This window comes from Streptomyces cyaneochromogenes (assembly GCF_003963535.1).
In the GTDB taxonomy this organism is placed as follows: domain Bacteria; phylum Actinomycetota; class Actinomycetes; order Streptomycetales; family Streptomycetaceae; genus Streptomyces; species Streptomyces shaanxiensis.
The window spans coordinates 8,077,271-8,103,941 of the sequence record NZ_CP034539.1 but is presented as its reverse complement, the minus strand read 5'-3'; the positions used below and the strand labels follow the sequence as shown (position 1 = coordinate 8,103,941).

Below are 26,671 nucleotides of genomic sequence, written 5' to 3'. Positions count from 1 at the left end.
ACTCAAGGGTGAAGAGCGGCTGTTGGAGGATGAGTGCATGGGCGGTCGGCAGGTCCTGGCGGCGCGACGGCGGCTGGCCGGGGCGCTGGACGCTGAACTGCCCGAGCACGAGCTGGCGGCCGCCGCACGCTCGGTCGTCACCGAACTCGGCTCCCCCGACCGGCTGTGGGAACTGGTCGCCGAACTCGCGTCCGGCGAGGGCGATCCGGTGGGCTGCGCTCGGCTGTCGTACCGTCATGTCCTCGGCTTCGACAAGCTGCTGCTGATCGACGGCGGCCCGCGCCACATGCTGCGGGCGCACGTGTGGCATCCGGGCACGGGCGCGATCGGCGAGGAGGACATCCACAACCACCGTTCACCGCTGGCGTCCTACGTCGTCCAGGGGCGGCTGGCGATGGAGTTGTACGAGGTCCGCGACGAGGCCGACGGTATCGCGGCGGCCCGCTACGAGGAGTCGCTGGCGGAGCGGTCCGCGGACTGGGTGCTGAGGCCGGCCGGTCCGGCGCGACTGCGGCTGACGCATGTGGGGCAGTACGCGGCGGGCAGTTCGTACGCGCTGCCCGCGCACACCCTGCACCGGGCCTGGTGCGACACGGACGCGCCGACGGTCACGCTCTTCCTGGAGACCGGCGCCGAACGGCGGCCGCACACCGATGTGTTCACGGCGGCGGGACCGCATCCGGGTGCGGTGGCGAAGGTCCCGCTGGAGGTGCCGGACTATCTCGACGCGTTGCGTGAACTGGCGGAGCGGCTCAGGGCTGTGTGAAGGCCTGCCGGACGATGTCGAGGTTGTAGTCGTCGATGTCGACCGCGGTCAGCTCGGCCGGGGCCAGCCAGACGCAGTCCTGGTCGGGCTCGGGCAGGGTGATCGCCGTGGACAAGGGCCGGACCAGGAAGTTCTCCTGCCAGTTCTTGATCTCGTGCCCTCGGTAGTCACTGAGGAAGGACGACTCGCCGACCTTGCGGACGACCTCGCCGAGCAGTCCGGTCTCTTCCTTCAACTCCCGCAGCGCGCCGTCCTCGGGACTCTCACCGGGCTCCAGCTTCCCGCAGGGAACGCCCCACACGCGCGGCAGGAACCGCTCCTTCTCGCTGCGGCGCACCAGAAGCACCCGCTGCTTGTCGTCCATCACGACGGCGGCCGCCAGTCGCCTGTCGCCGGGGATGTCCATGGTCATGGTTCCTCGGTCCCTCGCCGGTGATGAGTCCAAAGGGTCTGATACCCGGGAAAGTGTCAACGGTAACAGGAACGCGCGATCCGCCGCTGTGAGTCAGGTCGCGCCGTGGGCGGTCTCCCGGCGGCTGAGTGCGTCGACCTCCTGGTACGTCGGTGTGGCGCCCCGCGGTGTGCGGCCCGCCCGGATCTCCGCGACCGCTTCCAGGGCCGCGCCGAGTGCCCGCCGGTACGGCAGCGATCCGAGGCTGACGCGGCGCACGCCGAGGTCGGCGAGGTGCGGGACGGTGGGCCCGCCCGGCGAGTAGAGGATGTTGAGGGGCACGTCGAGGCTCTTGACCAGGGCGGCGATCTCCCCGGGGTCGGTCAGTCCGGGGACGAACGCTCCGTCGGCACCGGCCCGTCGGTAGGAGTCGAGCCGGGCCGTGGTCTGCGCACGGTCACCGTCGCCCAGCCAGTACGTGTCCGTGCGGGCGTTGACGAAGAGGTCCGGTACGGCCGACTTGACGGCCGCGATCTTCGCGGCATGCAGGGCGGCGGAACCCATCCGGTCCTCGAGATTGATGCCGACGGCGCCGACGGCCGCGAGCTCCCGGGCGAACTCCCCCACTGCGGCGGGATCCTCGCTGTACCCGTCCTCGGCGTCGACGGAGAGCAGGTAGGGCTCGGAGCCGAGGGTGAGGGCGAGGCGGAGCGTCTCCACACGGGTGGCCGACGTCCCGTCGGGCAGACCGGCGGCCGCGGCGACACCGAGGCTCGTCGTGCCGATCGCCGGGAAGCCCTGTTCGGCGAAGGCGGAAGCGGAGGCGTGGTCCCAGGCGGTGGGGAGCAGGAGGGGCCGGCCTGTGCGGTGCAGGGAGGTGAAGGGTTTGTCGGTCATCCCGGCACGCTAGAGCCGGGTCGCTTCGGTGCTCGCCGAAGTGTGCGGCTCGGTCACATCGACCGGACCGGCACATCGATCACATCGGCCGGACCAGGGCCGTGACCAGGGCGGCGACTCCGCCCTGCACCGCGGACAGAACGGCGTCCCTGGCGCCGCCGGCGAGGGCCCTGGTGAGCGCCTGGAAGCGGCCCGGCCGGGAGTTGACGGCGGCCACGACCGCGCCCGGATCGGTCACGGTGCCGTCCGAGGCGACCATGCCGTCGCGCGCCGGCTCGGCGACGAAGGAACGCAGTTCGGCGAACGCCCGCCTGAAGCCCTGAGGTCCCAGTCCCGGCACGGCTGGCTGCCCCGGGGGACGCCACGTCACCCGGCGCAGCCGGTGCCCCTAAGGGCGTACCGCACCGCTGGCCGGCCTTCGCGGCGGCGCCGGCGGTCGGATGGGTCGTCGACCGGCTCGCCCACGTCCTCGTACCCGCCGCCTCCGATTCGCTGTGGGGCGAGTACGGCGTCCACGTGGCCTGGACCCTGGCGGCCCTGGCGACCTTCGCCGCGATCACCCGCCTTCCGTCGCGGGACCGCTGATCCGCTCCACCATCCGGCGCACGACCTCGACGGGCAGCGCCGGATTGCGGGCGGCGGTCTCCGCGTTGCCGGCGCCCCGCAGCAGGTCGGTCAGGATCCGCACCGGCAGCCGGGGATGCAGGGCGGCGGCCTGCCGGACGTCGTCGCGCGGGTCCTCCAGCAACCGTGCTGCGGCCACCGCCGACAGGCGGGGGTCCCTGGCGGCCCGGTAGCGCACCTCCTCGCTCGGATCCCGGCTGAGCCGCTCCACCAGTTCGGGTGTCGACTCCGGGTCGTCGAGGGCCAGTGTGCGCATACGCGGGTTCGGGTCGTCGGCGTAGCGCAGGAGGTCCTGACGGGGGAAGTTCGGGTGGCCGCGCGGGCGGTCGGGGGTGCTCAGGCTGCCGGTCCACCACTGCCACACCCGCATGAGCATCTCGGCGGGCGCGTCGTCGCAGGACTCGGCGAGGAAGAGCTGGACGACGCGGTCCTCGTCCTGGGCGAGGCGCTCGACGACGTCCGGCGGGAGGCGCCGGGCGCGGGCCACGCTGCGGCGGACGAGGGGGTGCGAGGAGGCGGCCAGGCGGCGCATGGCGTCGTGGTCGTGGTGGAGGTCGACGATCCAGTCGAGCGGGTAGTAGTGAATGCCGGGGTCGAAGTCGATGCGGATGCCCGCGCGTTGGTCCTCGGTGAGGTCGGCACGCGTCGACACCTCGAAGCGGACGGCGGCATCGGGATCGTCGCCGAGGACGGCGACCAGGTCCGCGTCGAGGCGGGGGTTTCCGGCGAGGGCGCGGCGCTCGGCGTGCTCGCCGTGGTGTGCCAGGTGCTCGGCGAGGTCGCGTTCCAGGCGGCAGGCCTCCAGTGCGGGGGTCTTGACGTCCAGGGCGTCGTACACCGAGCGGGGCATCGGGTGCTCCCGGTGGTGCAGCAGCCTGGCCGCCGCGCGCACCCTGCCCTGGGCGTCGGTCAGCAGCGCCTCCCGTGCCGGGGCGTCGAGATGCGGCCATGCCACGTCGCAGGCCGCGTACCGGACTCCGCCGTCGGAGTCGTTGGCGAGTTCGACCGCCAGGGAGGCGGGCAGGCCCTTGAGGCGGGCGGTCTCGGAGCGGACACGCGGGGAAGGATCGGCGGCGAGCCGGCGGCAGGTGTTCTCGTCGAGTTCGGCCCAGCGGTCCGCGGCCAGCAGGGTGAGGATCCACCGGCGCCGCTCGTCCCGCTCGCCGAGGATCACACGGGACCACTGCTCGGGGGTGATGTTCGGCTGGACCTCGGCCGCCTGCGACCGCAGTTTCCAGTCCGGGTGGGCCAGCAGCGCGTCCACGACCTCCGTCGGCATGGCGCTGTACACGGCGTAGGGGGATCTCTCCAGCAGCTGGGGGCGCAGGTCCGCCGGGGTGGCCGCGTTGAGCGAGAGTCCGCAGGCCCACGCGTTCAGCAACTCCTGCGTGGGCTCCGGCTCCTCGAACAGCGACTCCCAGGCGGCCGCCCGCTCCTGGGGGGTCTCCTCGGCCGCCGCCCGCGCCGCCTCCTCCCGCCGCTCGCGGAGCCGGTCGACGGCGACGAGCCGGACCTCGTGCTCCTGCGTCGTGGCCCCCACCAAGGCGTCCCCGGCCGGCGACAGCGTGACGAACTCCGGCTGCCCGGGCCGCTCCCCCAGCACTCCGGCCAGATCCCAGCCGTCGCCGAGCCGAACCCTGAACCAGCGCCTGGCGCACCTGCACGTGCCGACGCATTCGACGTGGATGAGGAACACCCCGTCCGCGCCGAGAATCCCCGCCTCGGACGCCAGCCGGTGCCACTGGGCGTTGACCTCCGCGACAAGGCCGGTCCGGTCCGCCGCGACGGTCACGGTCGGCTCGGCATCCGGCCCGACGACAAGACGCCGGGCGAAAGGCGTCGGCAACACCTCCTCCGCCTGCGGGTCCCCCACGATCAACAGCCCGGCCCGCTCCAGCAGTTCAGCGGCCCCGTCTCTCCCACCCACGATCCCCATGATCCCCATCCTCCCCTGCCCCATTCTGGGCTCGGCGGTCGCCGCCGCGGTGTGCCGGTCCTGCCGGGCGGGCGTGCGGACGACGGTGTGGAGCACGGTGACGGGCACCCTGCTGGAGGCGAGAACCTCTACCCCCTGTGCGCGAACGTCACCGACGCCGTGTTTGGGTCCTCGTCCTCGTCCCCGCCTGGGGCCTGCTGCCGTTCGGCGTGATGGGTGCGGCCGTCGGCAGCGGACTCCCGCGGCGGCTCAGGCTCGCACGCTGACACCGTCGCCGTCCGCCAGGCGTGCGCGGATCTCCCGCCCGTCGCTCCAGCGGACGTGGATCGTGCCTTCGTCGTCCACGCGTACGGTCACCAGGCCGCCCAGCGGTGCGGGGTCCGGTTCGGCCGTGAGGCGGGCGAGGGCGACGAAGAGGGTCGGGCCGTCGCCGGTGGCGCCGGTGAGGTCGTTGGCCAGGCCCGCGACCGGCCGGATCTCCGCGCGCACACCGTCCCGGCAGGCCCAGCCGGTGATCCTCACCGGCGTCCCCGCCTCGGCCCCCGCCACCAGGTGCGCCCGCACCTCCACGGCCCCCTGCGCGAGCACGAGGCTGGTCACCCGGGCGCCGCCGCCCGCCGAGTGCCGCGACGCCGCCCAGCCCTCCCCAACGCCCAGCGGCACGATGTCCGTACGGCTCGGGTCGTGGCCGAGGATCACGCTGTTGTCGTACGCCGGTGCGGGCCGCGTCAGCGTCGAGTAGGCGAGGCGGGTGTAGTACGGGTCGTAGCGGACGTCCTCGCTGCCGTGGTTGTGGAGGCGGACGACGCCGTCCGAACTCGTGGACTGCAGAAGCCAGTTGGGGGCGGCGATCGCGGTGACCGCGTCCGTACGCTCGGCCGGGGCGGGCTCCTCGGCGGCCGTCCAGACCTCGTGGTCCGCCGGCAGGAGCAGGCCGAGGAAGCCCTTGCTCGCCCAGTACGGGGACGCCGGGCCCGAATAGCCTTGCAGGACCGCCTCGTCGGGGCCGTGCCAGCCGAGGGTGAGGAGTCCGTCGGCGTTCACCGCGCCCCGCTCCAGGAAGTACTTCAGGGCGCCGGAGGCCAGCCGCCTCGTCTCGCCCGGAGCGAGCGGCGTACGTCCCGTCAGGGCACCGAGCCACAGGGGGGCGGTGGTCGCGAAACGGTAGGTCAGGGAGCGGCCCTGGTGCATGGGGGCGCCGTCGCCGCCGAACAGGCGGGCGTAGTCCTCCAGGTGGCGGGAGAGCCGGCCGCCGTACAGGTCCAGGAGCCGTTCGTCCTGCGCCAGCCAGGCGTGCAGCACCGGGTAGAGGTGCATCGCCCAGCCGTTGTAGTAGTCGTACTTGCGGCCGTCGCCGTCCGTGTACCAGCCGCCGCCGACGTACCAGTCCTCGATGCGCTCCAGGCCCCGGTCGATCGCCTTGCGGGACTCCTCGGTCTCGTGTCCGATCTCCGCCAGGAAGCCGCCCACCGTCACCGGGAACAACTCCCAGTTGCAGGGCCAGGCCTCGGCGGTCAGGGCGTCGCCGAGCCAGTCCGCCGCGCGCTGCCGCACCCGGTCGTCCAGGCGGTCCCACAGCAGCGGCCGGGTCAGCCGCAGCGCGAGCGCGATCGACGCCGCCTCGACCAGGGGCTGGCCGCGGTCCTCGATCCGGGGCCAGACGCCCGAGACGCCGGCCGCGAGTCCGTCCGCGTACCGCTGAAGGGCTGTCTCGTCGCGGCGGAAGGCCGCCAGGAGGAGCGTACGGGCGTATCCCTCCAGGCCGTCGGAGAGACGCCCGGACCAGCTCCCGTGGTCGCCGGGGAAGTGGTAGAGGGCGCGGCCCTCGGTGGCGTACGGCTCCACCGCGGCGAGCAGGGCGTCGGCGGCCGCCTCCCAGTGGGCTCGGGTGTAGCCGGTGTGCGGGCTGAGGGTGCGGTCGTCCCGGGGCAGGTCCATCGGTTCTCTTTCCGGCTTCGTGAAGGTCAGGCCTGGGGCGCCCCGGTTCCGGTCAGGACGCCCCAGGGGCTCATCCCACCCGCACCGTGCCCTGCGGCACCAGACGCAGGGCCGCGAGTTCGTCACGGACCAGGCCCGCGTACACCGTGGCTCCGTGCACCGAGGTGTGGGTGTTGTCCCGCTTCTCGTCGTAGAGGTACAGGGCCTTGGAGGCCTCGACGCCCAGGGACTCCACCAGCGCCTTGGTCTTCGCCGTGAGGTCGATCAGGGGGACGTCGTGGGCGGCGGCGACCGAGCGGAGGACGGCGGGGTGGTCCACGCCCAGGCCGTTCACGAGGAGAGCCGTGTTGTTGTTCAGCGTGCCGTCGGCGTTGAACCAGCGGCGCACGACCGGGGTGACGAGGACCGGCCGGCCGCCCTTCTCCCGGACGCCCGCCACCAGGGTTTCGAGGTTGGCGCGGTAGGTCGCCTCGTCGGTCGTCTTGTCGTTGTGGGCGAGCTGGATCAGGACCAGGTCGCCGGGGTGGATCTGCGGCTGGACGGTGGCCCACAGCCGCGGGTTCCCCAGATAGGTGACGGTACTCTCCCCGGAATCCGCGTAGTTGGCGACGGACACGCCCTTGCGGAGGTACCGCGGGAGCCGCTGGCCCCAGCCGGAGTACGGGTCGCCGGGCTGGTCGCAGACCGTGGAGTCGCCGACGAGGAAGATCTGGCGGGCGTGCCGGGCCGGGGTGATCCTGATGTCGGCCAGGGCGGGGGCCGCGCCACCGAGTTGAAGGTCCAGGCCAGGGCTTCCGTCGGGGCCGGTGGGTTCGCCCTCGGGGGTGCGGACGTTCACGGTGAAGCTGCGGGCGACGCGCCCACCTGCCGGGGCGGGCGTCTCGGGGAGCAGGGCGCGGCGGGTCTCGCCGGTGACGCTCGTGCTCGACGCGGCCTCGCCGCCGAGGAGGACCTGCACGTCGTAGGTGCCGGGCGGGACGTCGAAGTGGCAGGCGGTGGCGGTGCAGTTGTCGATGCCGAGGGGGCGCTGCCCGCCGTACGCCTGGGCCGGTACGGCCGACAGGACCGGCAGGCCGGTGCTCAGCGTCACCGCCGTCAGGACGGCGAGGTTGAAACGTCTCATGCGTCTCATGCGTCGAAATCCTCCACGGACGAACAAGGCCTGGCGGTGGACCGTACCGCGATCTGCAAGCGCTTTCTAGAGCTAGGGCTCATTTCACAGAATTGCCAATCCCCTGCCATCGAAAGCCCTTTCGCGAAATCGATTCAACTGTCACTCTCGCTCTCACCCGCACCACCCCCACAACCGTCGAGACCCGACACCTCTCGACACCTCTCGAAGGAGGCACCCCCATGTCCGGATCCGCGAACAGACCGGTCCGACGCCGCACCTTCGTGCTCGGCGCCGCGGCCGCGGCAGGCACGGCCGCCCTGAGCGGCACGGCCTCCGCCGCGGCCTTCGGCTGGAGCGACGACGGTTCGAACTACGTCGTCGACACCGGCGCCAACCTCGTCTTCAAGGTCAGCAAGACCAACGGCGACCTGACTTCGCTGGTCTACCGCGGCACGGAGTACCAGGGCTACGGCGGCAAGAACTCGCACATCGAGTCCGGCCTCGGCACATCCACCGTGTCCATCAGGCAGTCGGGCTCGACGATCCTGATCTCGGTCGCGTACGGCACGCTGCGGCACTACTACGCGGCCCGCAGCGGCGAGAACAACATCTACCTGTGGACCAACCGGGCCGACACCTCGGTCGCGTCGACCCGGTTCATCCTGCGCGTCAAGGCGGGCCTGTTCCTCAACGACGAGCCCGACTCCTACACCTACGCGCCCACCGCCATCGAGGCCTCGGACGTGTTCGCGAAGTCCGACGGCCAGACCCGCTCCAAGCACTACTCGAAGCTGCGGGTCAGCGACTACGACTACGTCGGCTGGAGTGCCGGCGGCGTCGGCCTGTGGATCGTCCGCTCCAACCACGAGAAGGCCTCCGGCGGCCCCTTCTACCGCTCGCTGCTGCGGCATCAGAGCGCGGACGGCGGCGGTCTGTACGAGATCCTGCACTACGCGCAGAACCAGACCGAGAACGAGCGCTTCGGGCTCCAGGGCCCCTACGTCATCGCCCTCACGGACGGCGGCGCCCCGTCCTCGTCGCTGTTCCCGGGGACGCTCACCACCTCATGGGCGGACTCGCTCGGCATCTCGGGCTACGTCCCGGCGAGCGGCCGGGGCCGGGTCGCGGGCGTCGGGATCACCGGGCGGAACACGGCGTACCCGTACACCGTGGGGCTCGCCAACTCGGCGGCGCAGTACTGGGGTTCGGCCCGCTCCTCGGACGGCTACTTCTCCGTCACCGGGATCCTGCCGGGGACGTACACGCTCACCGTCTTCAAGAGCGAACTCGCCGTGTACACCACCTCGGTGACCGTCACCGCGGGCGGCACGACGACCCTCAACTCGATCGCGATCCCCTCCACGAACGACCCGTCGGGCGCGAGCGCGATCTGGCGGATCAACGACTGGACGGGCACGCCGAGCGGTTTCAAGAACGCCGACCTGATGACGTACGCCCACCCGTCGGACGTCCGGGCCGCCGCCTGGACCGGCAACGTGGTGATCGGCAGCGGCAGCGAGACCTCGGCCTTCCCCTGCTACCTCTGGAAGGGCGTCAACAGCGGTCTGCTGGTGTACTTCCGGCTGACCGCCGCCCAGGCCGCCGCCGCGCACACCCTGCGCATCGGCGTGACGACGGCCTACGCCAACGGCCGGCCGCAGGTCGTCGTCAACGACACCTGGACGTCGGCGATCCCCTCCCCGCCCACCCAGCCGAGCACCCGGTCCCTGACCAACGGGTCCTACCGGGGCAACAACCACACGTTCACCTACAGCGTCCCGGCGAGTGCCTGGCGCACGGACACCAGTCAGTACAACGTGCTGAAGATCAACGTGGTGAGCGGTTCGGGATCGACCGGCTATCTCAGCGCGGGCACGGCGATCGACGCGATCGACCTGCTCGCCTGAGGCGGCTACTGACGTAGCCTCAGATTCCGCGCGTCCACTGCTGGTTGGTTCCTCCGTTGCAGGTGTAGGTGATGATCGCGGCGGAGTTGGCGGTGGACGCGCCGTTCACGTCCAGGCACTCGCCGGTGGCGCGGGAGACGACGTTCACGTAGGAGCCGGTGGCGGTGAGGGACCACTGCTGGCCGGTCGAGGAGGCGTTGCAGTTCTCCTGGGTGACCGTGCTCGCGTTCTCCTGGACGCACAGGGAGCTGTGCCGGGTCATCAGCTGGTAGTAGCCGCTGCCCACGGACTTGAACCAGTACTTCTGGTTGTTGCCGCTGTTGCAGTCGTACTGCTTGATCTGGGCGCCCGCGAACTGCGACTGACTGGTGACGTCGGCGCACCTGCCGCTGTGCCGGGCGACGAGCGTGTTGTATGTGGCGCTCGTCCCGCTGATCGATCCGGTCGCCGTGTCGATGGTGACCTCCGGGGACCAAGACATGGACATCGAGGTCGAGGAGGGGAAGGTCAGCGGCAGCCAGACGTAGCGGGAGTCGTTGACCGTGCCGCCGAAGGAGTTGCCCCAGCGGTCGCCCAGGTAGAGGTACGAGGTGGTCGACGTGCCCTGCACGGGGAGGACGTACGCGGTCTGCGAGCCGTAGGTCGTGGAGTCGCCGATGTTCGTCATCGCGGTCCAGGGGCCGGCGATGTTGGTGGCGGTGGCGTACTGCTGCTGATTGGGGTTCCAGCCGGTGGCGCCCGAGGTCAGCATGAAGTAGACGCCGTTCCGCTTGAACAGCGCCGGGGCCTCGCGGTGGCCGGCGTGCCAGGGGTCGGCCACGAGGGCGGCGATGCCGGTGTAGTCGCTGGTCAGGCGGTAGATCTGGAGGTCGTAGTTCTCGCGGGCGGCGGAGATCATGTAGCCGGTGCCGTCGGTGTCGACGAAGACCGTGATGTCGCGGGACATGTGCTGGCCGAGCGGACGGAAGCTGCCCTGCCAGGTGTAGTTGCCGTCGACCGTGTCGGAGACGGCGACGGCGGCGCGGGCCTCGCTGTAGTCGGTGCCGTTCTCCTTGTGCATCCACATGACGAACTTGCCCGTGGAGGCGTTGTACATGACCTTCGGGCGCTCGATGTTGGCGGTGGCGAGCTCCGGGTCGCTGGACTGGGTCAGGACGTGGTTCCTGAACTCCCAGTTCTTCAAGTCGGTGGAGCGGTAGGCGTCCACGTACCGGAAGGTGTTGTCGGCGTTGCGGTGCTCGCCGAACCAGTAGTAGTACGAGCCGACCTTGAGGACACCGCCGCCGTGGGCGTGCACCGGGTTGCCCGAGGTGTCGGTGAACTGCGTGCCGTTGGTGACGGTCCGGGGTGCGGCCTGGGCGGGGCCGGCGGTGGCCAGGGAGGCGGCCAGGGCCAGACAGAGGGCGAGCAGAACCGCGTACGCACGTCTCATCTCACACACTCCCCTTCACGGTCCCGGCGGTCGTGTCCGCCGCCGTGTCTGCCACGGGTATACCGAAGTTCGGGGTGCCGTCCGGGTTCCAGCCGAGCTTCTGGATGCGGGTGTGGCGGTTGGGGTCGTTCAGTGGGTCGCCGACGATGTCCTTGTACTGGCGGGCGTGGTAGACGAGGACGTCGGTGCGGCCGTCCTCGGCGACGGTGAAGCAGTTGTGGCCGGGGCCGTACTGCTTGGTGGTGTCGTTGGTGGTGAAGACCGGAGTCGGCGACTTGGACCAGGTGGCCGGATCCATCAGGTCGCTGTCGGCGTCGGCGGTCAGCATGCCGACGCAGTAGTGGTGGTCGGTGGCGGAGGCCGAGTAGGTGAGGAAGATCCGGCCGTTGCGCTTGAGGGCGTAGGGGCCCTCGTTCACCTTGTAGCCGATGCACTCCCAGTCGTACTCGGGGGTGGTCAGCCGTATCTGAGGCCCCGTCAGTGTCCACGGGTTCGCCATCTCGGACAGGAACAGCGCGGTGTTGTTGTCCATCCCGGGCTCGTGCTGCGCCCAGCACAGGTAGCGGGTGCCACGGTGGGTGAAGGTGGTGGCGTCGAGGGAGAAGGTCTCCCAGGCCGTCTTGACCTGGCCCTTCTCCACCCAGGTGCCCTTGAAGGGGTTGGGGTGGGAGTTCTCCAGCACCCAGATGCGGATCCGCCAGACGTCCTCGGCGGGCGCGGCGGCGAAGTAGATGTACCACTTGCCGCCGATGCGGTGGAGTTCCGGGGCCCAGATGTGCGCGCCCATGTCGCCGGTCTCGCGGGCCCGCCAGATGACCGACTCGTCGGCCGTGGACAGGCCGTTCAGGGTGCGGGAGCGGCGCAGGATGATCCGGTCGTACTCGGGGGCGGTGGCCGTGAAGTAGTAGTGCCCGTCGGTGTGGCGGTGAATGTGGGGGTCGGCGCGCTGCTGGACGAGGGGGTTCACGTAGGGGGCCGCCTTCGGGGGTGCGGCGGGGACGGCGGCGTGGGCGACGCCGGGGACGGCCGAGGCGGCGGTCAGGGCGCCGGCGGCTACGGCGCCCCTCAACAGCAGTCTGCGGCCGAGGACTTCGGGCAGATCGTGATCGCGGCTCATGCGTCCTGCCTCTCGGGGGGAGGTGGGGGAATGTTCGAGAATGTTCGGCATATCGAACAAGATCTGACATTACGAACGGCTGAAAGGTAAGGGCGTGTCACCAGGAGGTCAACGGGTCGGGCGGGACGAGGGGCAAGCGTTTTCCGGGCGCCTCACTCGAACGCTCACCTGAAGGCGCAGGGGCGCTGCGGTCGTGGTCGGCTGGGGTCACTGCCAGACCACGACGCCGAAAGGTGAACCCCGATGAGACCAGCCCGGTTCCTGGCGGCCCTCGTGTCCGCCGCGCTGGCGACGATGTCGGCCGGTGCCGGTACCGCACAGGCGCAGCCTTCGCCGGATCACAACTGTGTCTTCGAAGGCATCAACATCAACCAGCTCCTCGGGATCACCGAGCGGGTCATCGGCCCGCCGCCGTGCCGCGAGGCGCTCGCCGGTGAGCGCTGGGTGCGCGTCGGGCCCAGCTGGCAGACGGCGGGCGAGAACGAGCGGAAGGTCTACCCACCCCGTTACCAGCCGCAGGACCCGGACCCGATCGACGACTTCAACGCGAAGTTCCTGGGCGCCCGGTACGTACTCGACCGCGGCACGGCCCAGGAGAGGACCTTCGTATTCGGCAGGGAAGTGCTGCGGACCGGCTTCGTCGGAGCGGACGGGCGGCCGTTCTCCATCCCTGCCTCGCCTCCGTTCGAGCCGCTCAGCATCGGCCGGCACACAGTCATCACCTTCCTCCGGTTCAGCGCCGAGCACTGCGACGGCCTGGGCCGCGTCCGCGAGCAGAACTGTGTGCCCGCGGGTGAGCTCCCATGGACCGGCGACACCCCGTTCGAGGTCTTCCCGCGCAGCGCCTGAGAGCAGCGGTTCGGTTCGGGACGCCGATTTTCTGTTATCGCCGTCGCTGCGCACCGTCTCCAAGGGTGTGCGCAGCCTTAACCACAAGACAGCAGCGGCCGCCGGCGCCCTCGCCGCGGTCGCCGCGCTCACCGTCACCGCTCCCCCCGCGGTGGCAGCCGGCCCCCGGGACGTCACCGCCGACGTACTCGGGGGCCGGGACGTGACACTGACCGGCGACACGGTCGTCACCGTGCCGTCGGGAACGACGACGTACGACGGTGTCTTCCGCGGCGAGGGCACCCTCACCGTGCGCGGCACCGGGACCCTGATCCTGACCAGGGACAGCGACTTCACGCTGACCAGGTCCCGGCAGCGGCAGAACGTCCGGATCCAGGGCGGCAACCACCCGTACGTCACCACGGCCGACCCGGACCCGCCCGCGATCACGGTCGAACGCGGGGCGACCCTGCAGTACGGCAACGGCGGCACGACCGGCCTGATCGGCCACTTCCCTTACGACACCCCGGCGTTCCGGCTGAACCAGGACAACATCCGGGTCGACGGCACCCTGCGGCTCTCCCTGAAGAGCGCCTACAACCTGGGCACGATCAGCGGCTCCGGGTTGATCACCCAACCGAGGTTCCTGTGGGGCACCTGGGACCTGTCGGGCACCCACTCCTTCTCCGGGGTGATCGACAACGGCACGCAGGTGAACGCCGGGCGCCCGGAGTTCGCGACGTCGCTGCCGAACATGCGCAAGGTCCTCAACCAGGGCACGTACACCGTGGACACCCCGCTGGGGCAGACCGTCACCATGGGCATGGACTTCTACCAGCGCGAGTACGGCAGTGACATCAACGTCCAGTCCCGGCCCGGCAGCAAGGTGATCCTCACCGGGCAGTACAGCTGGTCGAACCAGGGCGGCGACACCGACCCCTCGCTCTCCGACCCTTCCCTGAACTGGACGCCGGCGCGCAAGAACGTCAACAAGCGCGGCACCAACATCAAGGGCGCGAACGTCCAGTGGGGCGACGGGACGACGAACAAGATCTTCATGCCCGGGACCGCCGAGACCGTCTACATCAACCTGCTGGCGGCCCGCTCCCGCTCGCTGCTGACGTTCGACTACAACGGGCCCGTGACGCTGGGCGCCCCCATCGGCGGCGGCGTGTTCCACGACACGCTCTCCGCGCCCGGGGCCGGGGACGTCGTCATCAAGGGGACGAAGGGCAACGACGTCACGTTCGCCGCCGTGCAGTACTACGACGGCTCGACGACGGTCGAGAAGGGCGCCGTGCTGCGGCTGGGCAGCGGCAGGCCGGGCGGCGACGGCGGGCTCTACACCGGGGGCGGCCGCTACAAGGTCGTCAACAACGGCTCCCTGGTGCTGAACAACACGCGCAAGGCCCTGTCCCTGTCCCGGATCGGCGGCAGCGGGTCGCTCACCCAGGCGGGGGACGCGACGACGACCCTGACGGGCCGCGCGGTGACGTACACCGGCCCGACGACGGTCAAGAAGGGCACCCTCGCCCTGCGCGACGGCGCGACGCTCGCCCGGAGCCGGGCCATCCGGCTCTCGTCGGCGAAGTCCCGGCTGGACGTGGGTACTTCGGGGCTGCGCGTGGGCGCGGGGAAGTCGCTGAGCGGCAGGGGCACGGTCAAGGGAGCGGTGACCAACGGGGGTGTGGTCGCGACCGGCCTCACCGTCTCCGGCGGCTACAGGCAGTCGGCGAAGGGCGAACTGGTCCTGCGCGACGGGCCGTTGAAGGTGACGGGCCCGGTCCGGCTGGCCGGTGACCTGGACCTCGCGACCGCGGCCACCGCGACCGGGCCCGCCCGGAGGATCACCGTCCTCGACCATCAGGGGCGGGCGAGGACGACCGGCGCCTTCACCGGGCTCAAGGAGGGCGGGAAGCTGCAGTTGGGCGACACCGCCTACCGGATCAACTACCGGGGCGGCGACGGCAACGACGTGGTCCTCACCGCCGTCACCACGACCCCCTCCCCCAGCGCCGACGGCCTCCGCTCGGCGGCCGGCCCGGTCACCTCCCCCGGCGCCTCCACCGCGAACGCCGCGAGCAGCGGCCTCGGCTGGTGGCCGTACGTCCTGGCCGCCGGGCTGCTCGTCGGGCTCGCGGTACCGGCGACGCGGCTCGGGCGGGGGTGGGGGCGCGGGCGCGGGCGACGCCGGGCCGGGCGGCACTCGGCATAGGGTCGGCCCTGGGCAGGACCTCTTCGGCAGCGAGGGACGGGGGCATGGGCAGGAGGCCGGGCAGCGAGGCGCGTCGTGCGGCCGTCGGCATCGGGGTGCCGGTGGCCGCCTTCGGGATCCCGGCGCTCTCCGAGCCGCCGGGCAGCGGGACGTGGCTCGTGGGCGGCGCCTGTGTGCTCGTCGGAGCGGCGCTCGTCCTCGGCGCGTGCGCGCTGCACATCCGTGACGCCCGCCGCCGGGGTCGCCGGGGACGCCAGGCAGGCCGGGCGGCCGATGGGGTCGCGCCGCCGAGGTGACACCGGCGCCTCGCCCGGCCCGGCGGCCCGACCCCGCGCCCACCTACACGGACGGCTTGACGGACGTGTCGACGGGCGTCTCGTCGGGCGCCTCGGCCGACTCCCGCCGTCCGCGCAGCCACACGTACACCGGGATGCCCGCGAAGAGGAACAGCACGCCCTGGTAGACGGCGGCGTAACCGGCGCCCGCGATCAGCCAGAAGGAGAAGGCGAAGGAGAGGGCGGCGACGATCAGGTCGCGGACCAGGCCCGCCGGGCGGACGCGTTCACGGGTGCCCCGGGCCAGCCAGTACAGCTGGGCGGCGGCCGACAGGAGGTACGGGACGCAGCCGGTGAACGTCGTGATGAGGACGAGGACGCGGAAGGTGGTGTCCGGGCCCGCCGTGTAGTTGAGGGCGATGAGGACCGTGCCGAGGACGGCCACCGCCCAGACGCCGAAGCCGGGCACACCGCCCTTGCCGACCTTCGCGAACGGCGCCGGGAAGAGGCCGTCGCGGGCGGCGGCGTACGGCATCTGCGCGGCCAGCAGGATCCAGCCGTTGAGGCAGCCGGTGATCGAGGCGACGGCGACCAGGGCGATGGCGGTGCCGCCCCAGGTGCCGCCCGTGATCGCGTTCACGGCGTCGGCGAAGGGAGCGCCGGAGTCGACCAGCCTGTCGTGCGGGACGAGGCCGAAGACGGCGACCGTGCCGAGGATGTAGACGAGGGCGGAGGCGAGGGTGCCGAGCACGCTCGCGCGGCCGACGTTGCGCTCCGGGTTCTCGACCTCGCCCGCGCTGACCGCGGCCGACTCGACGCCGAGGAAGCTGTAGAGGAGCAGGGCGGCCGCGGCGGCGACCGCGCCGGCGGTGCTGTCGCCGGAGGCATTGAACGGGCCGAAGTTGTCCGCGTCGACGAAGAACAGGCCGATGGTGGCGACCAGGAGGAGGGGGACGAACTTCAGGACGGTGGAGACCACTTGGACCGTGCCGACCCAGCGGGTCCCGGCGAAGTTCGCGACGGCCGGCAGCCACAGCGCGGCGAGGGCGACGGCCGCCTGGAGGGCGTGACTGTCGTGCAGGGGGATCAGGACGTCGACGTACCCCACGACGGCGGTGGCGAGGGCGGCGATGCTGACCCAGCACATCGTCCAGTACGACCAGGCCGACAGGAAGCCCGCGAACTCACCGAACGCGTCGCGCGGGTACACGTACAGGCCGCCGGTGACCGGGCTGCGCCGGGCCAGCCGGCCGAAGAGCAGGGCGAGCAGTACGGCGGCTATGGACAGGATGACGAAGGCGAGCAGGCTGACCGTGCCGTACGGGGCGACGGCGGCGGGCAGGGCGAAGATGCCTCCGCCGATGATGTTGCCCATGACGAGGGCGGTGGCGGCGGCCAGGCCGAAGGAACGGCGGCGTGGGGCGGCCGGGTTCGCCTCGGGCTCGGTCGCCTCGGGCGTGCTGGTGGCGGTCATGGCGGTTCCCGGGGGATGGGGTGAGCTGGGGGGAGCGTGATCGTATCCGGTGTCCCACATAGTGGTCGATCTGTTCATGGAGTGGACACAATCCACGTGGTTTCCGGCTCCGGAGGGGCTACCGTCAACGGCATGACCAGCACCATCACCCTCACCGAAGCCCTCGCCGCCGGGACCGTCGTGCTCGACGGCGGGATGTCCAACCAGCTCGAGTCCGCCGGGCACGACCTGAGCGACGAGCTGTGGTCGGCGCGGCTGCTCGCGGAGCGGCCCGAGGCGATCACGCAGGCGCACCTCGCGTACTTCGAGGCAGGGGCGGACGTGGCGATCACGTCCAGCTACCAGGCCACGTTCGAGGGGTTCGCGAAGCGGGGCATCGGACCCGAGCGGGCGGCCGAACTGCTTGTGCTGAGCGTGGAGTTGGCGCGCGCGGCAGTGCGGCAGGCGCGGGCCGGGGGCGTCACGCGGCCGCTGTGGGTGGCCGCGTCGGTAGGGCCGTACGGGGCGATGCTGGCGGACGGCTCGGAGTACCGGGGGCGGTACGGGCTGAGCGTGGACGAGCTGGAGCGCTTCCACCGGCCCCGCCTGGAGGTGCTCGCCGGCGCCCGTCCCGACGTGCTGGCGCTGGAGACGGTCCCCGACGCCGACGAGGCCCGGGCGCTGCTGCGGGCGGTGCGCGGGCTCGGCGTCCCGGCCTGGCTGTCGTACTCCGTCGCCGGTGACCGCACCCGCGCCGGGCAGCCGTTGGAGGAGGCGTTCGCCCTGGCCGCCGACGCCGACGAGGTGATCGCGGTCGGCGTGAACTGCTGCGCGCCCGAGGACGTCGAGGGCGCCGTCGAGACCGCCGCCCGCGTCACGGGCAAGCCGGTCGTCGTCTATCCCAACAGCGGCGAGGCCTGGAACGCCGAGGCCCGCGCCTGGGACGGACGCTCCAGCTTCGCCGCCGAGCAGGTACGGGGGTGGCGGGAGTCCGGGGCACGGCTGATCGGAGGGTGCTGCCGGGTGGGGCCGGAGGCGATCGAGTCCATCGCGCGTACGTTGGCGGAGGCGCGGTAGTCCCCGGGGACCGGACCGATCAGATCGATGCCCGCGCGGTGGTGCGCGAGGCCGACCGGCGTCATCGACCTCACCGAGACCGTCACCGACTGCGCCACGGCGACCGTCACCACCGCGAGCCGGCCCCGCGACGAGGCAGCCACGGCGGCCAGTCCGGCGCGCGGCGAACGCGCCGCGGGCGACTGCTCCTCGGCCGGGGCGAGCGTCCGGCGGCGGAGTGCGCGTCGCTCGCCCTCTGCTCGGCCCGAGCCATGTCGGTTTCCGGTGACCGCGGGCCGCGCTCGCCGCCGTTCTCGAACAGTGATCGGTTACGCTGGCCGCGCCGCCGCGAGGCGATCACCGGCCGGCCCCTGGGGCCCCGGATCGCCCGGCGAGAATCACCGGCACCTGCCTCAGGCAACGCGACGTGCCCGTCCGCCCGTCTCGTAGGACGCATGTGTCGCGAGCGCACGAAGGAGACAGCGATGGGGGACCGAACACCCGACACCGACGTCCTTGACCAGGACGACCCGTCGGCGGAACGCTCCGGCGACGAACACGGGTCGGGCCCGGATTCGGCCGAGCAGGACAGCGTGCGGCCGTCCGGGGAGGAGACGGCGGCATCGGCCTCGGCGGAAGCGGCGAAATCGGCGGAACCGGTGGAGGAGCCGGAGGCGCCGGAGGTGGAGCCCGAAACGTCGGGGGCGGTGGAGGGGCCGGAGACGCCGGCGGCGGTTGAGGAGCCGGAGACTCCGGGAGAGACGGAGACGCCGGACGAGGCGCGCAAGCCGGACGAAGCGCGCAAGCCGGATCAACCGGAGGACGCTGCTGACGCACCGGCAGAGGAACCGGCCGAGGCCAAGGACATCGCCGACGCGCCGGAAGAGCCCCATGCGCCGGAGGCGTTGAAGGGATCGGAGCGGGCAGAGGGACCCGAGACGCCCGACGGGACGCAGAAGCCGGATCAGCCGGAGGACACTGCCGACGCACCGGCGGAGGAACCGGCGGAGGCCAAGGACACCGCCGACACACCAGCCCAGGAACCGTCCGAAGCGAAGGACACCGCCGCTGAACCGGCTGAGGAAGCCGATGGGGGCGACGCTGGCGACGCTCCCGCCGAGGTCCCGGCTCAGGACGCCGGGTCCCTCCCCGAGGAGGCCTCGGACGCCGAGGACGACGGCACGGCACCGGAGGAGAACGCCGAGGCGCCTGCCGACGCGACGACCACGGACGACGACACCGCACCGGCCCCGAACACCGACACACCCACCGAGGACGAACCCGAGGAAGCCGCCGACGCGGCGGAGCCCAAGGAAGCCCCCGGAGCGAAGTCACCCGCGGAACCCGCCGTCCCCGAGGGCTCCGAGAGCACCCGGACCCTGGCGTTGCGGCCCCCGGAGGCCGCCGCCGCGGCGGAAGCCGACAGGACGATGGCGATCAGCGTCGCCGACCTGCCGAGCGCCGCGCCCCAGTCCGCGCCGCCCCAGTCCGCGCCGCCGCAGGACACGCCGCCGCAGCCCGCCCCCACCCCGATCGACCTGCTCGCGCAGCTCACCAACACCCCGCCGCCCCCGGCCACTCCCCTGCGCACGACCCTCCGCAGGGTCAAGATCTGGTCGCCTCTCGTGGCGCTGCTCGCGCTGGTCTTCCTCGTCGTCCAGTTGCTGCGCCCGCTGCCCGACCCGACCCTCGCCCTCGACCGGAGTGCGTCGTCCTTCACCATCGGCGGCGACGCGTTCACGATGCCGTGGCCCGAGGAGGGGCAGGCCGCGGTCATGGTCGTGGGGTCGGGCACCATCGGGACGTTCGGGGAGCAGAAGCCCGTCCCGACGGCGAGCGTCGCCAAGATCATGACGGCGTACGTGCTGCTGCGCGAGCACCCCCTCAAGAAGGACGAGCCCGGCCCTGACGTCACCGTCGACGCACGGACCGTGGAGGAGGGCAAGTCGAAGGACGAGTCGCGCATCGAGGGGCTGCGGGCCGGCCGGACGTACAGCCTCCAGGACATGCTGAAGATGCTGATGATCCCGTCGGGCAACAACGTGGCCCGGCTGCTGGCCCGGTGGAACACCAAGAGCGAGGACGAGACCGCGTTCGTCCGGAAGATGAACGCCGCGGCCAAGTCGCTCGGCATGACGAACACGACGTACACCGACCCCAGCGGCCTGGACGAGGGCACCGTCAGCACGGCCGTCGACCAGCTCAAACTGGCCGAGGCGGTCATGAGGTTCGAGTCCTTCCGCGCGGTCGTCGCGATGCCCAACGCCGACATCCCCGAGGTCGGGCGCATCTACAACAACAACGACCTGCTCATGGCGGGGCTGAGCGTCAGGGGAATCAAGACCGGCTCCAACACGGCGGCGGGCGGCACGCTGTCCTGGGCGGCGTACCGGACCGTGGACGGCGAGGACCGGCTGGTCCTGGGCTCGTTGATGGACCAGCACGCCCCGCCTCCGGACCCCAGCGGCACGACCAGCCTGAAGTTGGTGCAGGAGAACAGCAAGGAGATCATCAAGGCGGTCCGGGAGGCGCTCACCTCGGCGACGGCGGTGAAGAAGGGCCAGGTCGTCGGGTATGTCGACGACGGTCTCGGCGGCCGTACGCCCTTGGTGGCCACGAAGGACCTGAAGGTGGTCGGGACACCGGGGCAGAAGCTGACGCTCGCCCTCCACGACGGGGGCAAGGACCTCACCGGCGGGACGAAGGCCGGGACCGTGGTCGGCGAGCTGGCGGTGGGCGGCGGTGCGGGGGCACAACGCGTACCCGTGGCGCTGAAGTCGGAGCTTCAGGAGCCGTCTGTCGGGGCGAAGCTGACTCGCCTCGGGTGAGAGGAGCGGGCGCCGTCGGGCACCGGTTCCGCGAGGACGGAAGCGCCCGAGCCGGGACCTTCGGAACCGGCGGAACCGGCGGAGCCCACGGCACCTGCGGCCCCGCAGATCCGGCCGCCCCGACCAACCGCGGTCAAGTCAGCGCGGCGGCGACCCGCTCCGTGGCCTCGGCGATCACGGCCTCCTTCGGCCGGGCCTCACGTTCCGAGCGCTCGGACATGAAGACCGGCACGAGAGGCGCGGAGCGGGGCGGCCACACGACGGCGATGTCGTTGGCCCGGCCGTAGGTGCCGGTCCCGGTCTTGTCGGCGACCCGCCAGCTCTTGGGAAGGCCGGCCCGGATGCGGTTGCCGCCGGTGGTGTCGCCGAGCTCGCGCAGGTAGGCGGTCAGCCGCCGAGGTCGCGCAGCAGGAGGTTGGCGGCCGTTCCGTCGCTGTGCCGGACGGCGGCGTCGCACAGCTGACGGATCGTCATGCCCTGGTCGACGTTCTTCCGGGTGACGGGCGAGACGGAGTTGATGTCGTTCCAGCCGTAGGTGACGCGCGTGTCCAGGTGGCCGAGCGGGTTGCGGTCGAGGACGGCGGCGACGGTGAGGGCCTTGAACGTGGAGCAGCACGCGAAGCGTTCGTCCGCCCGGTGGGCGACCGTCGCGCCCGTACCGGTGTGCAGGGCGTACACGCCGAGCCGGACGTCATGCTCGCGTTCGAGCGCGCGCAACGACGGGAGGTCCAGGGTCGTCGCGGAGGCGGAGGGCGAGGCGGAGGGCGCGACGGACGAGCGTGTCGGCGCCGGGGACACCCGGGCGGCCGCACGGTCCCGTGAGTCGCCGCACCCCGTCAGTGGCAGCAGGGCCGCCGCGGTGAGGAGGCCGCGGCGGGACGGGCCGGAGTGCTCCGGGGTCATCCGCTGGCACCTGCTTTCGAGAGCCGGGTCGTACCCTGCCGCGGCCGGCACGCCGGTGCCCAAAGGGGGTGGTGACGGCTCCCTCACCCCTCGCGGGCAGGGGCCGTCGTGGCATCGGGCACCGGCTGCTCACTTCTTCAGAACGGCCTCCATCACGTCCCGCGCGATGGGTCCGGCCAGGCTGCCGCCGGAGATGTCCTCACGCGAGATGTCCATGTCGGTCGGGTCGATGAAGACGGCCACCGCGACGGACTCGCCGTCGGGCTTCACGCCGTACGAGACGAACCAGCCGTAGGGAACCTGGTCGCGCACGTTCGCACCGCGCTGCGCCGTTCCGGTCTTGCCGCCCACCGTGATTCCGTCGATCAGGGCCTTCTTGGCGCTGCCCTCCTTGGCGGTGTGCTCCATCATCTCCCGGACCTTCTCGGCCGTGGCCTCGGAGACGGCCTCGCTCATGACCTGCGGCTCGTGAGTCTCCAGGGCGTTCAGATCGGGGGACCGCAACTGGTCGACGATGTACGGCTGCATCACCTTGCCGTCGTTGACCAGCGCGGCCGTCACCATGGCCATCTGCATGGGCGTGCTGGTGAGACTGCCCTGGCCCATGCCGGTCAGTGCGGTGCCGGGCTTGTCCAGGTCCTCGGGGTAGAGGCTCTTGGTGGCCCGCAGGTCGCCGAACTCGGACGCGTAGACGTCCTCGTTGAACCCGAACTTCTCGGCCGTCTCGCGCATCTTGTCCGAGCCCACCTTCACGGCCGCGTCGAGGAAGACGTTGTTGCAGGAGTACTGCATGGCGGTCTTCATCGAGGCCTTGTTGCAGACGGCGTCCCCGGCCTGGCTGCCGATCCTGTTGGTCGACTGGGGCAGGAGGTACGGCGAGCTCGCGTCCGAAGCGGCGTCGATGTCCGTCACCACGCCGTGCTCCAGGGCAGCGGCGGCGGTGAGGATCTTGAACGTCGACCCCGGCGGGAAGGTTTCGCGCAGCGCGCGATTGGCCAGCGGCTTGGCCTTGTCGGCGCCGAGCGCCTTGAACCGGTCGCTCTCCTTGAGGGAGTTGCCGGCGAACGTCGCGGGGTCGTAGGACGGAGTCGAGACGAGCGCCAGCACCTTCCCCGTCTTCGGGTCCAGGGCCACCACCGAACCGCGGGCGCCGAGGTCCGTCAGACCCTTGTACCCGGCCTCCTGCGCCTTGGGGTCGATCGTCGTGATGACGTCCCCGCCGCGCCGTTCCTTTCCGGTGACGACGTCCGTGAAGCGCTCGAACGCCAGCCGGTCGTCCTGGCCGCTGAGCACGCTGTCGTACGTGCCCTCCAGGAAGGTCATGCCCATGGACTGGGAGGCGTATCCGGTGACCGGCGCGTACATGGGTCCGTTCTTGTACGTGCGCACGAACTTCAGTTCCGCCCCCTCGACCTCCTTCGAGCCCGTGATCGACCGCGCGCCCACGATGATGTCGCCGCGCGGCGCCGAGTACTGGTTGATGAGCACGCGTCGATTCTTGTCGTCGGTGGCGAGCTCGTCCGCCTTCATGTACTGCAGCCAGTTGGCCCGAAGCAGCAGCGCGAGCACCAGAATTCCGCAGAATATGGCTATGCGCCTCAGCGGCTTGTTCACGCGGCCGCACCCCCGGTGAGCGGCCGGGGCTCGCGTGACAGCACCAATCGGGCATCAGTCGGATTACAAAGAACCATGCCTGAACCATAGTTGAGCGCGTTGCCGGGTTCCCGGATCACTGATCAGGTTCGCCGCGGCACGTCGGCGGTGGGACACCTGCCGGAGAGCCGCCCGCACAGGTCTCGTCCACGCCCTTCACCCGCTGCCGGCCTCCGGGTCGGGAACCGCACGATCCGGGATGTGGCGACCCGTGCGGGGGTGTCCGCGTCGACCGTCTCGCGCGTGCTCGGCGGGGTGTATCCGGTGAGTTCGGCGACGCGTACGCGCGTGATGCGGGCGGTCCGGGACCTGGACTACGTCGCCGACGCGCGCGCCAGGCGGTCTCCGGTGTCGGCACGCCGACGCCGGCGTTCGTGCTGGAGGACATCACCGGGCCGTCGTTCGCGCACATGGCGCACGGCGTGGAGCGGGAGGCCCGGCGGCTCGGGCATCTGTACCTGGTGTGCACGACGGAGGGCGACGTCCAGCACGAGGTGGAGTTCGTCGAGATGACGCGCGCCCAGCGCGCCGCCGCCGTGATCCTGGTCGGCGGCTCCGCCGACACCCCCGAGTACCGCGAGCGCACCCGCCGTATGGCCGACTCGCTGGCGTCGGCGGGGTCCCGGCTGGTGCTGTGCGGGCGGCCACCGCTCGGCCCCGGCGCTCCCGTCACCGTCATCGAGTACGACAACGAGGGCGGGGCCTACGCCCTGGTCGCCCACGTCCTGTCGCCACCGACATGGTCGCCGCCGGCGCGCTCACCGCCCTGCACGAGGCGGGCCTGGACGTGCGCGGCGACGTCTCGCTGGCCGGCTACGACGACATCCCCGCCGCCCGCGACCTGCACCCCACCCTCACGACCGTCCACGTCCCCTACGAGGAACTGGGCCGCCTCGCCGTACGCACCGCGCTGGGCCGCACCCCGGAGAACCCGGACGAGCACCTGCTGCTGGGCACCCATGTGGTGGTACGGACCTCGGTCGCGCCGCTCGACGCGTAGCCGACGCGCTGCCCGACTCGCGGCCGGCGCGCCGGCCCCCGGCGACAGCCTCACCGTCGACCTGACGACCCGGCACGCCCTTCGGCGGCGTGAGCGTCGTCAGTGCCGACGGACTGTGCCGGGGAGCCGCAGCCGCCGTACGACCGACCTCAGTTCCGTACCACGCGTGGGCGAACCGTCGGGCAGGGCCGGTGCGGGTGCGGATTCCCCGGGCGGGACGGGCGCGGCGGCGGCCCACAGGGCGAGCTCGGCGTCGCGCGGGCCGTAGGCCGTACGGGTCGGGCCGTCGCCGAAGACCCGCACCGGATGCGAGTCGTCCCACGACTGCCAGCCGGGGTCGCCCTCCTGCGCGAACCGCACCCAGGCCCGGTGCATCTCGTCCGCCAGCTCCTTCGGGGCCCCCTCACCGGCCAACTTGCGGGACTCGGGGACCTCCCCGGTGTCGAAGACGAAGCCGAGTTCCAGGGCGTGGCAGGAGCCGAGGTCGGGGAGGGTGGAGGGCCAGGCGAACTCGTACACGTACGACGACCCGGGGCGAGCGTCGGCCAGGCGGTGCAGGGGGAGGCGCAGCAGGTGGTCGGTGACCATCTGGCCGACGATCTCGGCGGTGCCGGCCTCCGGGTGCAGGGCGCGGTAGCCGCGGGGCACGTCGGCGCCGACGCGGCAGCGGGCCATGGCGCCGGCGAGGGCGACCGCGCCGAGCCGGTCGATGCGCTCCAGGAGCCCGCCGGGCACCAGCCACAGGCGGTACTCGTCGCGGGTCCAGCCCGTCATCAGGTCGATTCCGCAGGCGGCGTCGCCGTCTGTGAGCGCCTCCAGGGGGTCGCGGGGCACGATGTCGCCGTCGACGACGATCCCGAACGCGGGCCCGCCCACCACGGGACTGCTGAGCCGGCCCACCTCGGCCTGGGTGCGCAGCAGCAGCTCGCGGTCGACGTCGGCGAAGGCCGCGGCGGTGGCCGGGATCCTCAGCCGGTTGGCCATACGGCGCACCATCCGCCGTACCTTGTCCCGCTCGGCGGCCTCGGGCGGCCCGCTCTGCAGGACGGCCCGCCGGACCAGGCCCTGGGCCTGCGGGGCGGCGAGCAGCGCGCCGATGCTGATGGCGCCGGCGGACTGGCCGAAGAGAGTGATGCGGGCCGGGTCGCCGCCGAACGCCTCGATCGAGGCGTGCACCCACTCCAGGGCGGCGAGCTGGTCGCGCAGGCCGGGGTTGGCGGGGGCGTCCGGGAAGAGGCCGTAGCCCTCGACGCCGAGCCGGTAGTTGAGGGAGACGAGGACGACCCCGTCCCGGGCGAAGGGCAGCCCGTCGTACACGGGCATGCCCGACGATCCCCTGGTCAGGGCGCCGCCGTGCAGCCACACCATGACCGGGAGCCGAGCGCCGGGGCCCGGTTCGGGCGTCCAGACGTTGAGGTTGAGACAGTCGTCGCCGGGCACGTCGGGGTCGGACAGGTACTGCGCGAACGACTCGGAGTACGGGGGTTTCGGCGGGGTCGGCCCGAAGGACCCGGCGTCGCGCACGCCGTCCCAGGGGTCCGGCGGCAGAGGCGGCCGGAACCTGTTCGGACCGAACGGGGGCGCCGCGTACGGGATGCCCCGGAACACCGCCACGCCGTGTTCGAACCGGCCCCGTACGGCACCGTAGGGAGTGCTCACCACGGGGTCTGTCTGGACTGCCGTCATACGTCCACCAGCCTCCTCACCGCGCTCGTGCACCGTGAAGATCAGAGCAACTCATTGTGGCCCGATATTCCGGCGCACGAGCGGATGTGGGGGCTATTCGGCGTACACCGCTACTTGGCGTACATCAGCGTGCCGAAGCCCAGCTGGTCGTAGCCGCCGCCGGCGGAGCCGTAGTCACCGCCCCCGCCCTCGGGACGCACCTTTTCGGCCATGGCGGTGATGTCCTCGCCCTGTGACCAGGCCATCTCGCAGAAGGCGCCCATCAGGCCGAGTTCATGTTGCACAGGTCCCAGTTGGCCCAGTAGTTCGACGACGGAAGGGCCCGGTTCTGGTACGTCCGTCAGGGCGTGCGCACACCGGTCGGGCCGCCGTTGGACTTCACCAGGCTGTCCGACGACTACGGCTCCAAGCTGCGCTTCACCGGGGCGATGGCGGGCATCCACGCCGTGGATCTCGTGGACGCCGCGTTCACGGCCGACTTCACGGGATTCCGCCTCACCTGCTGGTAGCCCCGGCCCTGCTCGAAGTCCGGGCAGCACCGGCCCTGTTCGAGGTTTCGAAAGCCAGAGGACATGCGGACCTTGCGAACTCCAGCCTCTTCCCGACTCATCGCGGTGAACCTAGGGTAGGAAGCGCTTACTACATCCGCGCT

Annotated in this window: 19 protein-coding genes and 3 pseudogenes; 9 read left to right on the top strand and 13 right to left on the bottom strand. The window is 71.8% G+C overall.

The window, feature by feature from the left end; all coding sequences use genetic code 11:
• Positions 1 to 37: 37 nt before the first annotated feature.
• On the top strand, positions 38 to 766 hold the full coding sequence (locus EJ357_RS36680) for a hypothetical protein (protein WP_126395967.1): 729 nt from the start codon (positions 38 to 40) through the stop codon (positions 764 to 766).
• Here EJ357_RS36680 and EJ357_RS36675 read toward each other — a convergent pair.
• From EJ357_RS36675 to EJ357_RS36650, 6 genes are all read right to left on the bottom strand, one after another.
• The gene (locus tag EJ357_RS36675; RefSeq protein WP_126395966.1) at positions 753 to 1,178 is read right to left on the bottom strand and encodes an NUDIX hydrolase; all 426 of its coding nucleotides are present in this window, start codon (positions 1,176 to 1,178) and stop codon (positions 753 to 755) included. The two genes, EJ357_RS36680 and EJ357_RS36675, sit on opposite strands and share 14 nt — an antisense overlap.
• A gap of 93 nt (positions 1,179 to 1,271) precedes the next feature.
• A complete protein-coding gene (locus tag EJ357_RS36670; protein ID WP_126395965.1) occupies positions 1,272 to 2,054 on the bottom strand; it encodes an isocitrate lyase/PEP mutase family protein in 783 nt (260 codons plus the stop codon).
• Positions 2,055 to 2,133: 79 nt separating this feature from the next.
• Positions 2,134 to 2,394: a hypothetical protein gene (locus tag EJ357_RS36665; RefSeq protein WP_126395964.1), complete on the bottom strand. Its 261-nt coding sequence runs from the start codon at positions 2,392 to 2,394 to the stop codon at positions 2,134 to 2,136.
• Between the two features lie 216 nt (positions 2,395 to 2,610).
• Complete coding sequence (locus tag EJ357_RS36660; RefSeq protein WP_228472721.1) at positions 2,611 to 4,710, bottom strand: HEAT repeat domain-containing protein; 2,100 nt, start codon at positions 4,708 to 4,710, stop codon at positions 2,611 to 2,613.
• A gap of 153 nt (positions 4,711 to 4,863) precedes the next feature.
• Positions 4,864 to 6,552, bottom strand: coding sequence for a DUF2264 domain-containing protein (locus tag EJ357_RS36655; RefSeq protein ID WP_126395963.1), 1,689 nt, complete (start codon positions 6,550 to 6,552; stop codon positions 4,864 to 4,866).
• Positions 6,553 to 6,622: 70 nt separating this feature from the next.
• Positions 6,623 to 7,675, bottom strand: a complete 1,053-nt coding sequence (locus EJ357_RS36650) for a rhamnogalacturonan acetylesterase (RefSeq protein WP_126400495.1) — start codon at positions 7,673 to 7,675, stop codon at positions 6,623 to 6,625.
• 230 nt (positions 7,676 to 7,905) lie between these two features.
• On the opposite strand from EJ357_RS36650, the gene EJ357_RS36645 reads away from it, so the two are divergent.
• Complete coding sequence (locus tag EJ357_RS36645; RefSeq protein WP_126395962.1) at positions 7,906 to 9,573, top strand: rhamnogalacturonan lyase B N-terminal domain-containing protein; 1,668 nt, start codon at positions 7,906 to 7,908, stop codon at positions 9,571 to 9,573.
• 19 nt (positions 9,574 to 9,592) lie between these two features.
• On the opposite strand, the gene EJ357_RS36640 is transcribed toward EJ357_RS36645, so the two are convergent.
• On the bottom strand, positions 9,593 to 11,005 hold the full coding sequence (locus tag EJ357_RS36640) for an RICIN domain-containing protein (protein WP_126395961.1): 1,413 nt from the start codon (positions 11,003 to 11,005) through the stop codon (positions 9,593 to 9,595).
• Between the two features lies 1 nt (position 11,006).
• Positions 11,007 to 12,122 carry a glycoside hydrolase family 43 protein gene (locus tag EJ357_RS36635; protein ID WP_126395960.1) on the bottom strand — a complete coding sequence of 372 codons (1,116 nt, stop codon included), beginning with the start codon at positions 12,120 to 12,122 and terminating at the stop codon, positions 11,007 to 11,009.
• 243 nt (positions 12,123 to 12,365) lie between these two features.
• On the opposite strand from EJ357_RS36635, the gene EJ357_RS36630 reads away from it, so the two are divergent.
• From EJ357_RS36630 to EJ357_RS36620, 3 genes are all read left to right on the top strand, one after another.
• Entirely contained in the window at positions 12,366 to 12,971 is a 606-nt protein-coding gene (locus EJ357_RS36630) for a hypothetical protein (RefSeq protein ID WP_126395959.1), read from the top strand.
• A gap of 67 nt (positions 12,972 to 13,038) precedes the next feature.
• Entirely contained in the window at positions 13,039 to 15,165 is a 2,127-nt protein-coding gene (locus tag EJ357_RS36625) for an autotransporter-associated beta strand repeat-containing protein (protein ID WP_126395958.1), read from the top strand.
• Between the two features lie 44 nt (positions 15,166 to 15,209).
• A complete protein-coding gene (locus EJ357_RS36620; RefSeq protein ID WP_126395957.1) occupies positions 15,210 to 15,461 on the top strand; it encodes a hypothetical protein in 252 nt (83 codons plus the stop codon).
• Between the two features lie 43 nt (positions 15,462 to 15,504).
• On the opposite strand, the gene EJ357_RS36615 is transcribed toward EJ357_RS36620, so the two are convergent.
• A complete protein-coding gene (locus EJ357_RS36615; RefSeq protein ID WP_126395956.1) occupies positions 15,505 to 16,914 on the bottom strand; it encodes an amino acid permease in 1,410 nt (469 codons plus the stop codon).
• A 132-nt stretch (positions 16,915 to 17,046) separates the two neighbouring features.
• Between EJ357_RS36615 and mmuM the strand changes: the two genes are divergently transcribed.
• Both mmuM and EJ357_RS50310 read left to right on the top strand, forming a co-directional pair.
• Entirely contained in the window at positions 17,047 to 17,970 is a 924-nt protein-coding gene (gene mmuM, locus EJ357_RS36610; RefSeq protein ID WP_126395955.1) for a homocysteine S-methyltransferase, read from the top strand.
• Between the two features lie 464 nt (positions 17,971 to 18,434).
• On the top strand, positions 18,435 to 20,777 hold the full coding sequence (locus EJ357_RS50310; RefSeq protein ID WP_267132818.1) for a serine hydrolase: 2,343 nt from the start codon (positions 18,435 to 18,437) through the stop codon (positions 20,775 to 20,777).
• Positions 20,778 to 20,910: 133 nt separating this feature from the next.
• Here the strand turns inward: EJ357_RS50310 and EJ357_RS36595 are convergent.
• Positions 20,911 to 21,680 (bottom strand): annotated as a pseudogene (locus EJ357_RS36595) (serine hydrolase).
• 129 nt (positions 21,681 to 21,809) lie between these two features.
• Complete coding sequence (locus EJ357_RS36590; RefSeq protein WP_126395954.1) at positions 21,810 to 23,294, bottom strand: peptidoglycan D,D-transpeptidase FtsI family protein; 1,485 nt, start codon at positions 23,292 to 23,294, stop codon at positions 21,810 to 21,812.
• Positions 23,295 to 23,525: 231 nt separating this feature from the next.
• On the opposite strand from EJ357_RS36590, the pseudogene EJ357_RS36585 reads away from it, so the two are divergent.
• Positions 23,526 to 24,333, top strand: a pseudogene (locus EJ357_RS36585) (LacI family DNA-binding transcriptional regulator).
• Between the two features lie 99 nt (positions 24,334 to 24,432).
• On the opposite strand, the gene EJ357_RS36580 reads toward EJ357_RS36585, so the two are convergent.
• Positions 24,433 to 26,019 carry a carboxylesterase/lipase family protein gene (locus EJ357_RS36580; RefSeq protein WP_126395953.1) on the bottom strand — a complete coding sequence of 529 codons (1,587 nt, stop codon included), beginning with the start codon at positions 26,017 to 26,019 and terminating at the stop codon, positions 24,433 to 24,435.
• Positions 26,020 to 26,129: 110 nt separating this feature from the next.
• Positions 26,130 to 26,303, bottom strand: coding sequence for a hypothetical protein (locus EJ357_RS48580; protein ID WP_175647222.1), 174 nt, complete (start codon positions 26,301 to 26,303; stop codon positions 26,130 to 26,132).
• A 24-nt stretch (positions 26,304 to 26,327) separates the two neighbouring features.
• Here EJ357_RS48580 and EJ357_RS36575 point away from each other — a divergent pair.
• A pseudogene (locus EJ357_RS36575) lies at positions 26,328 to 26,528 on the top strand (beta-xylosidase family glycoside hydrolase); the annotation flags it as partial.
• Between the last annotated feature and the right edge of the window lie 143 nt (positions 26,529 to 26,671).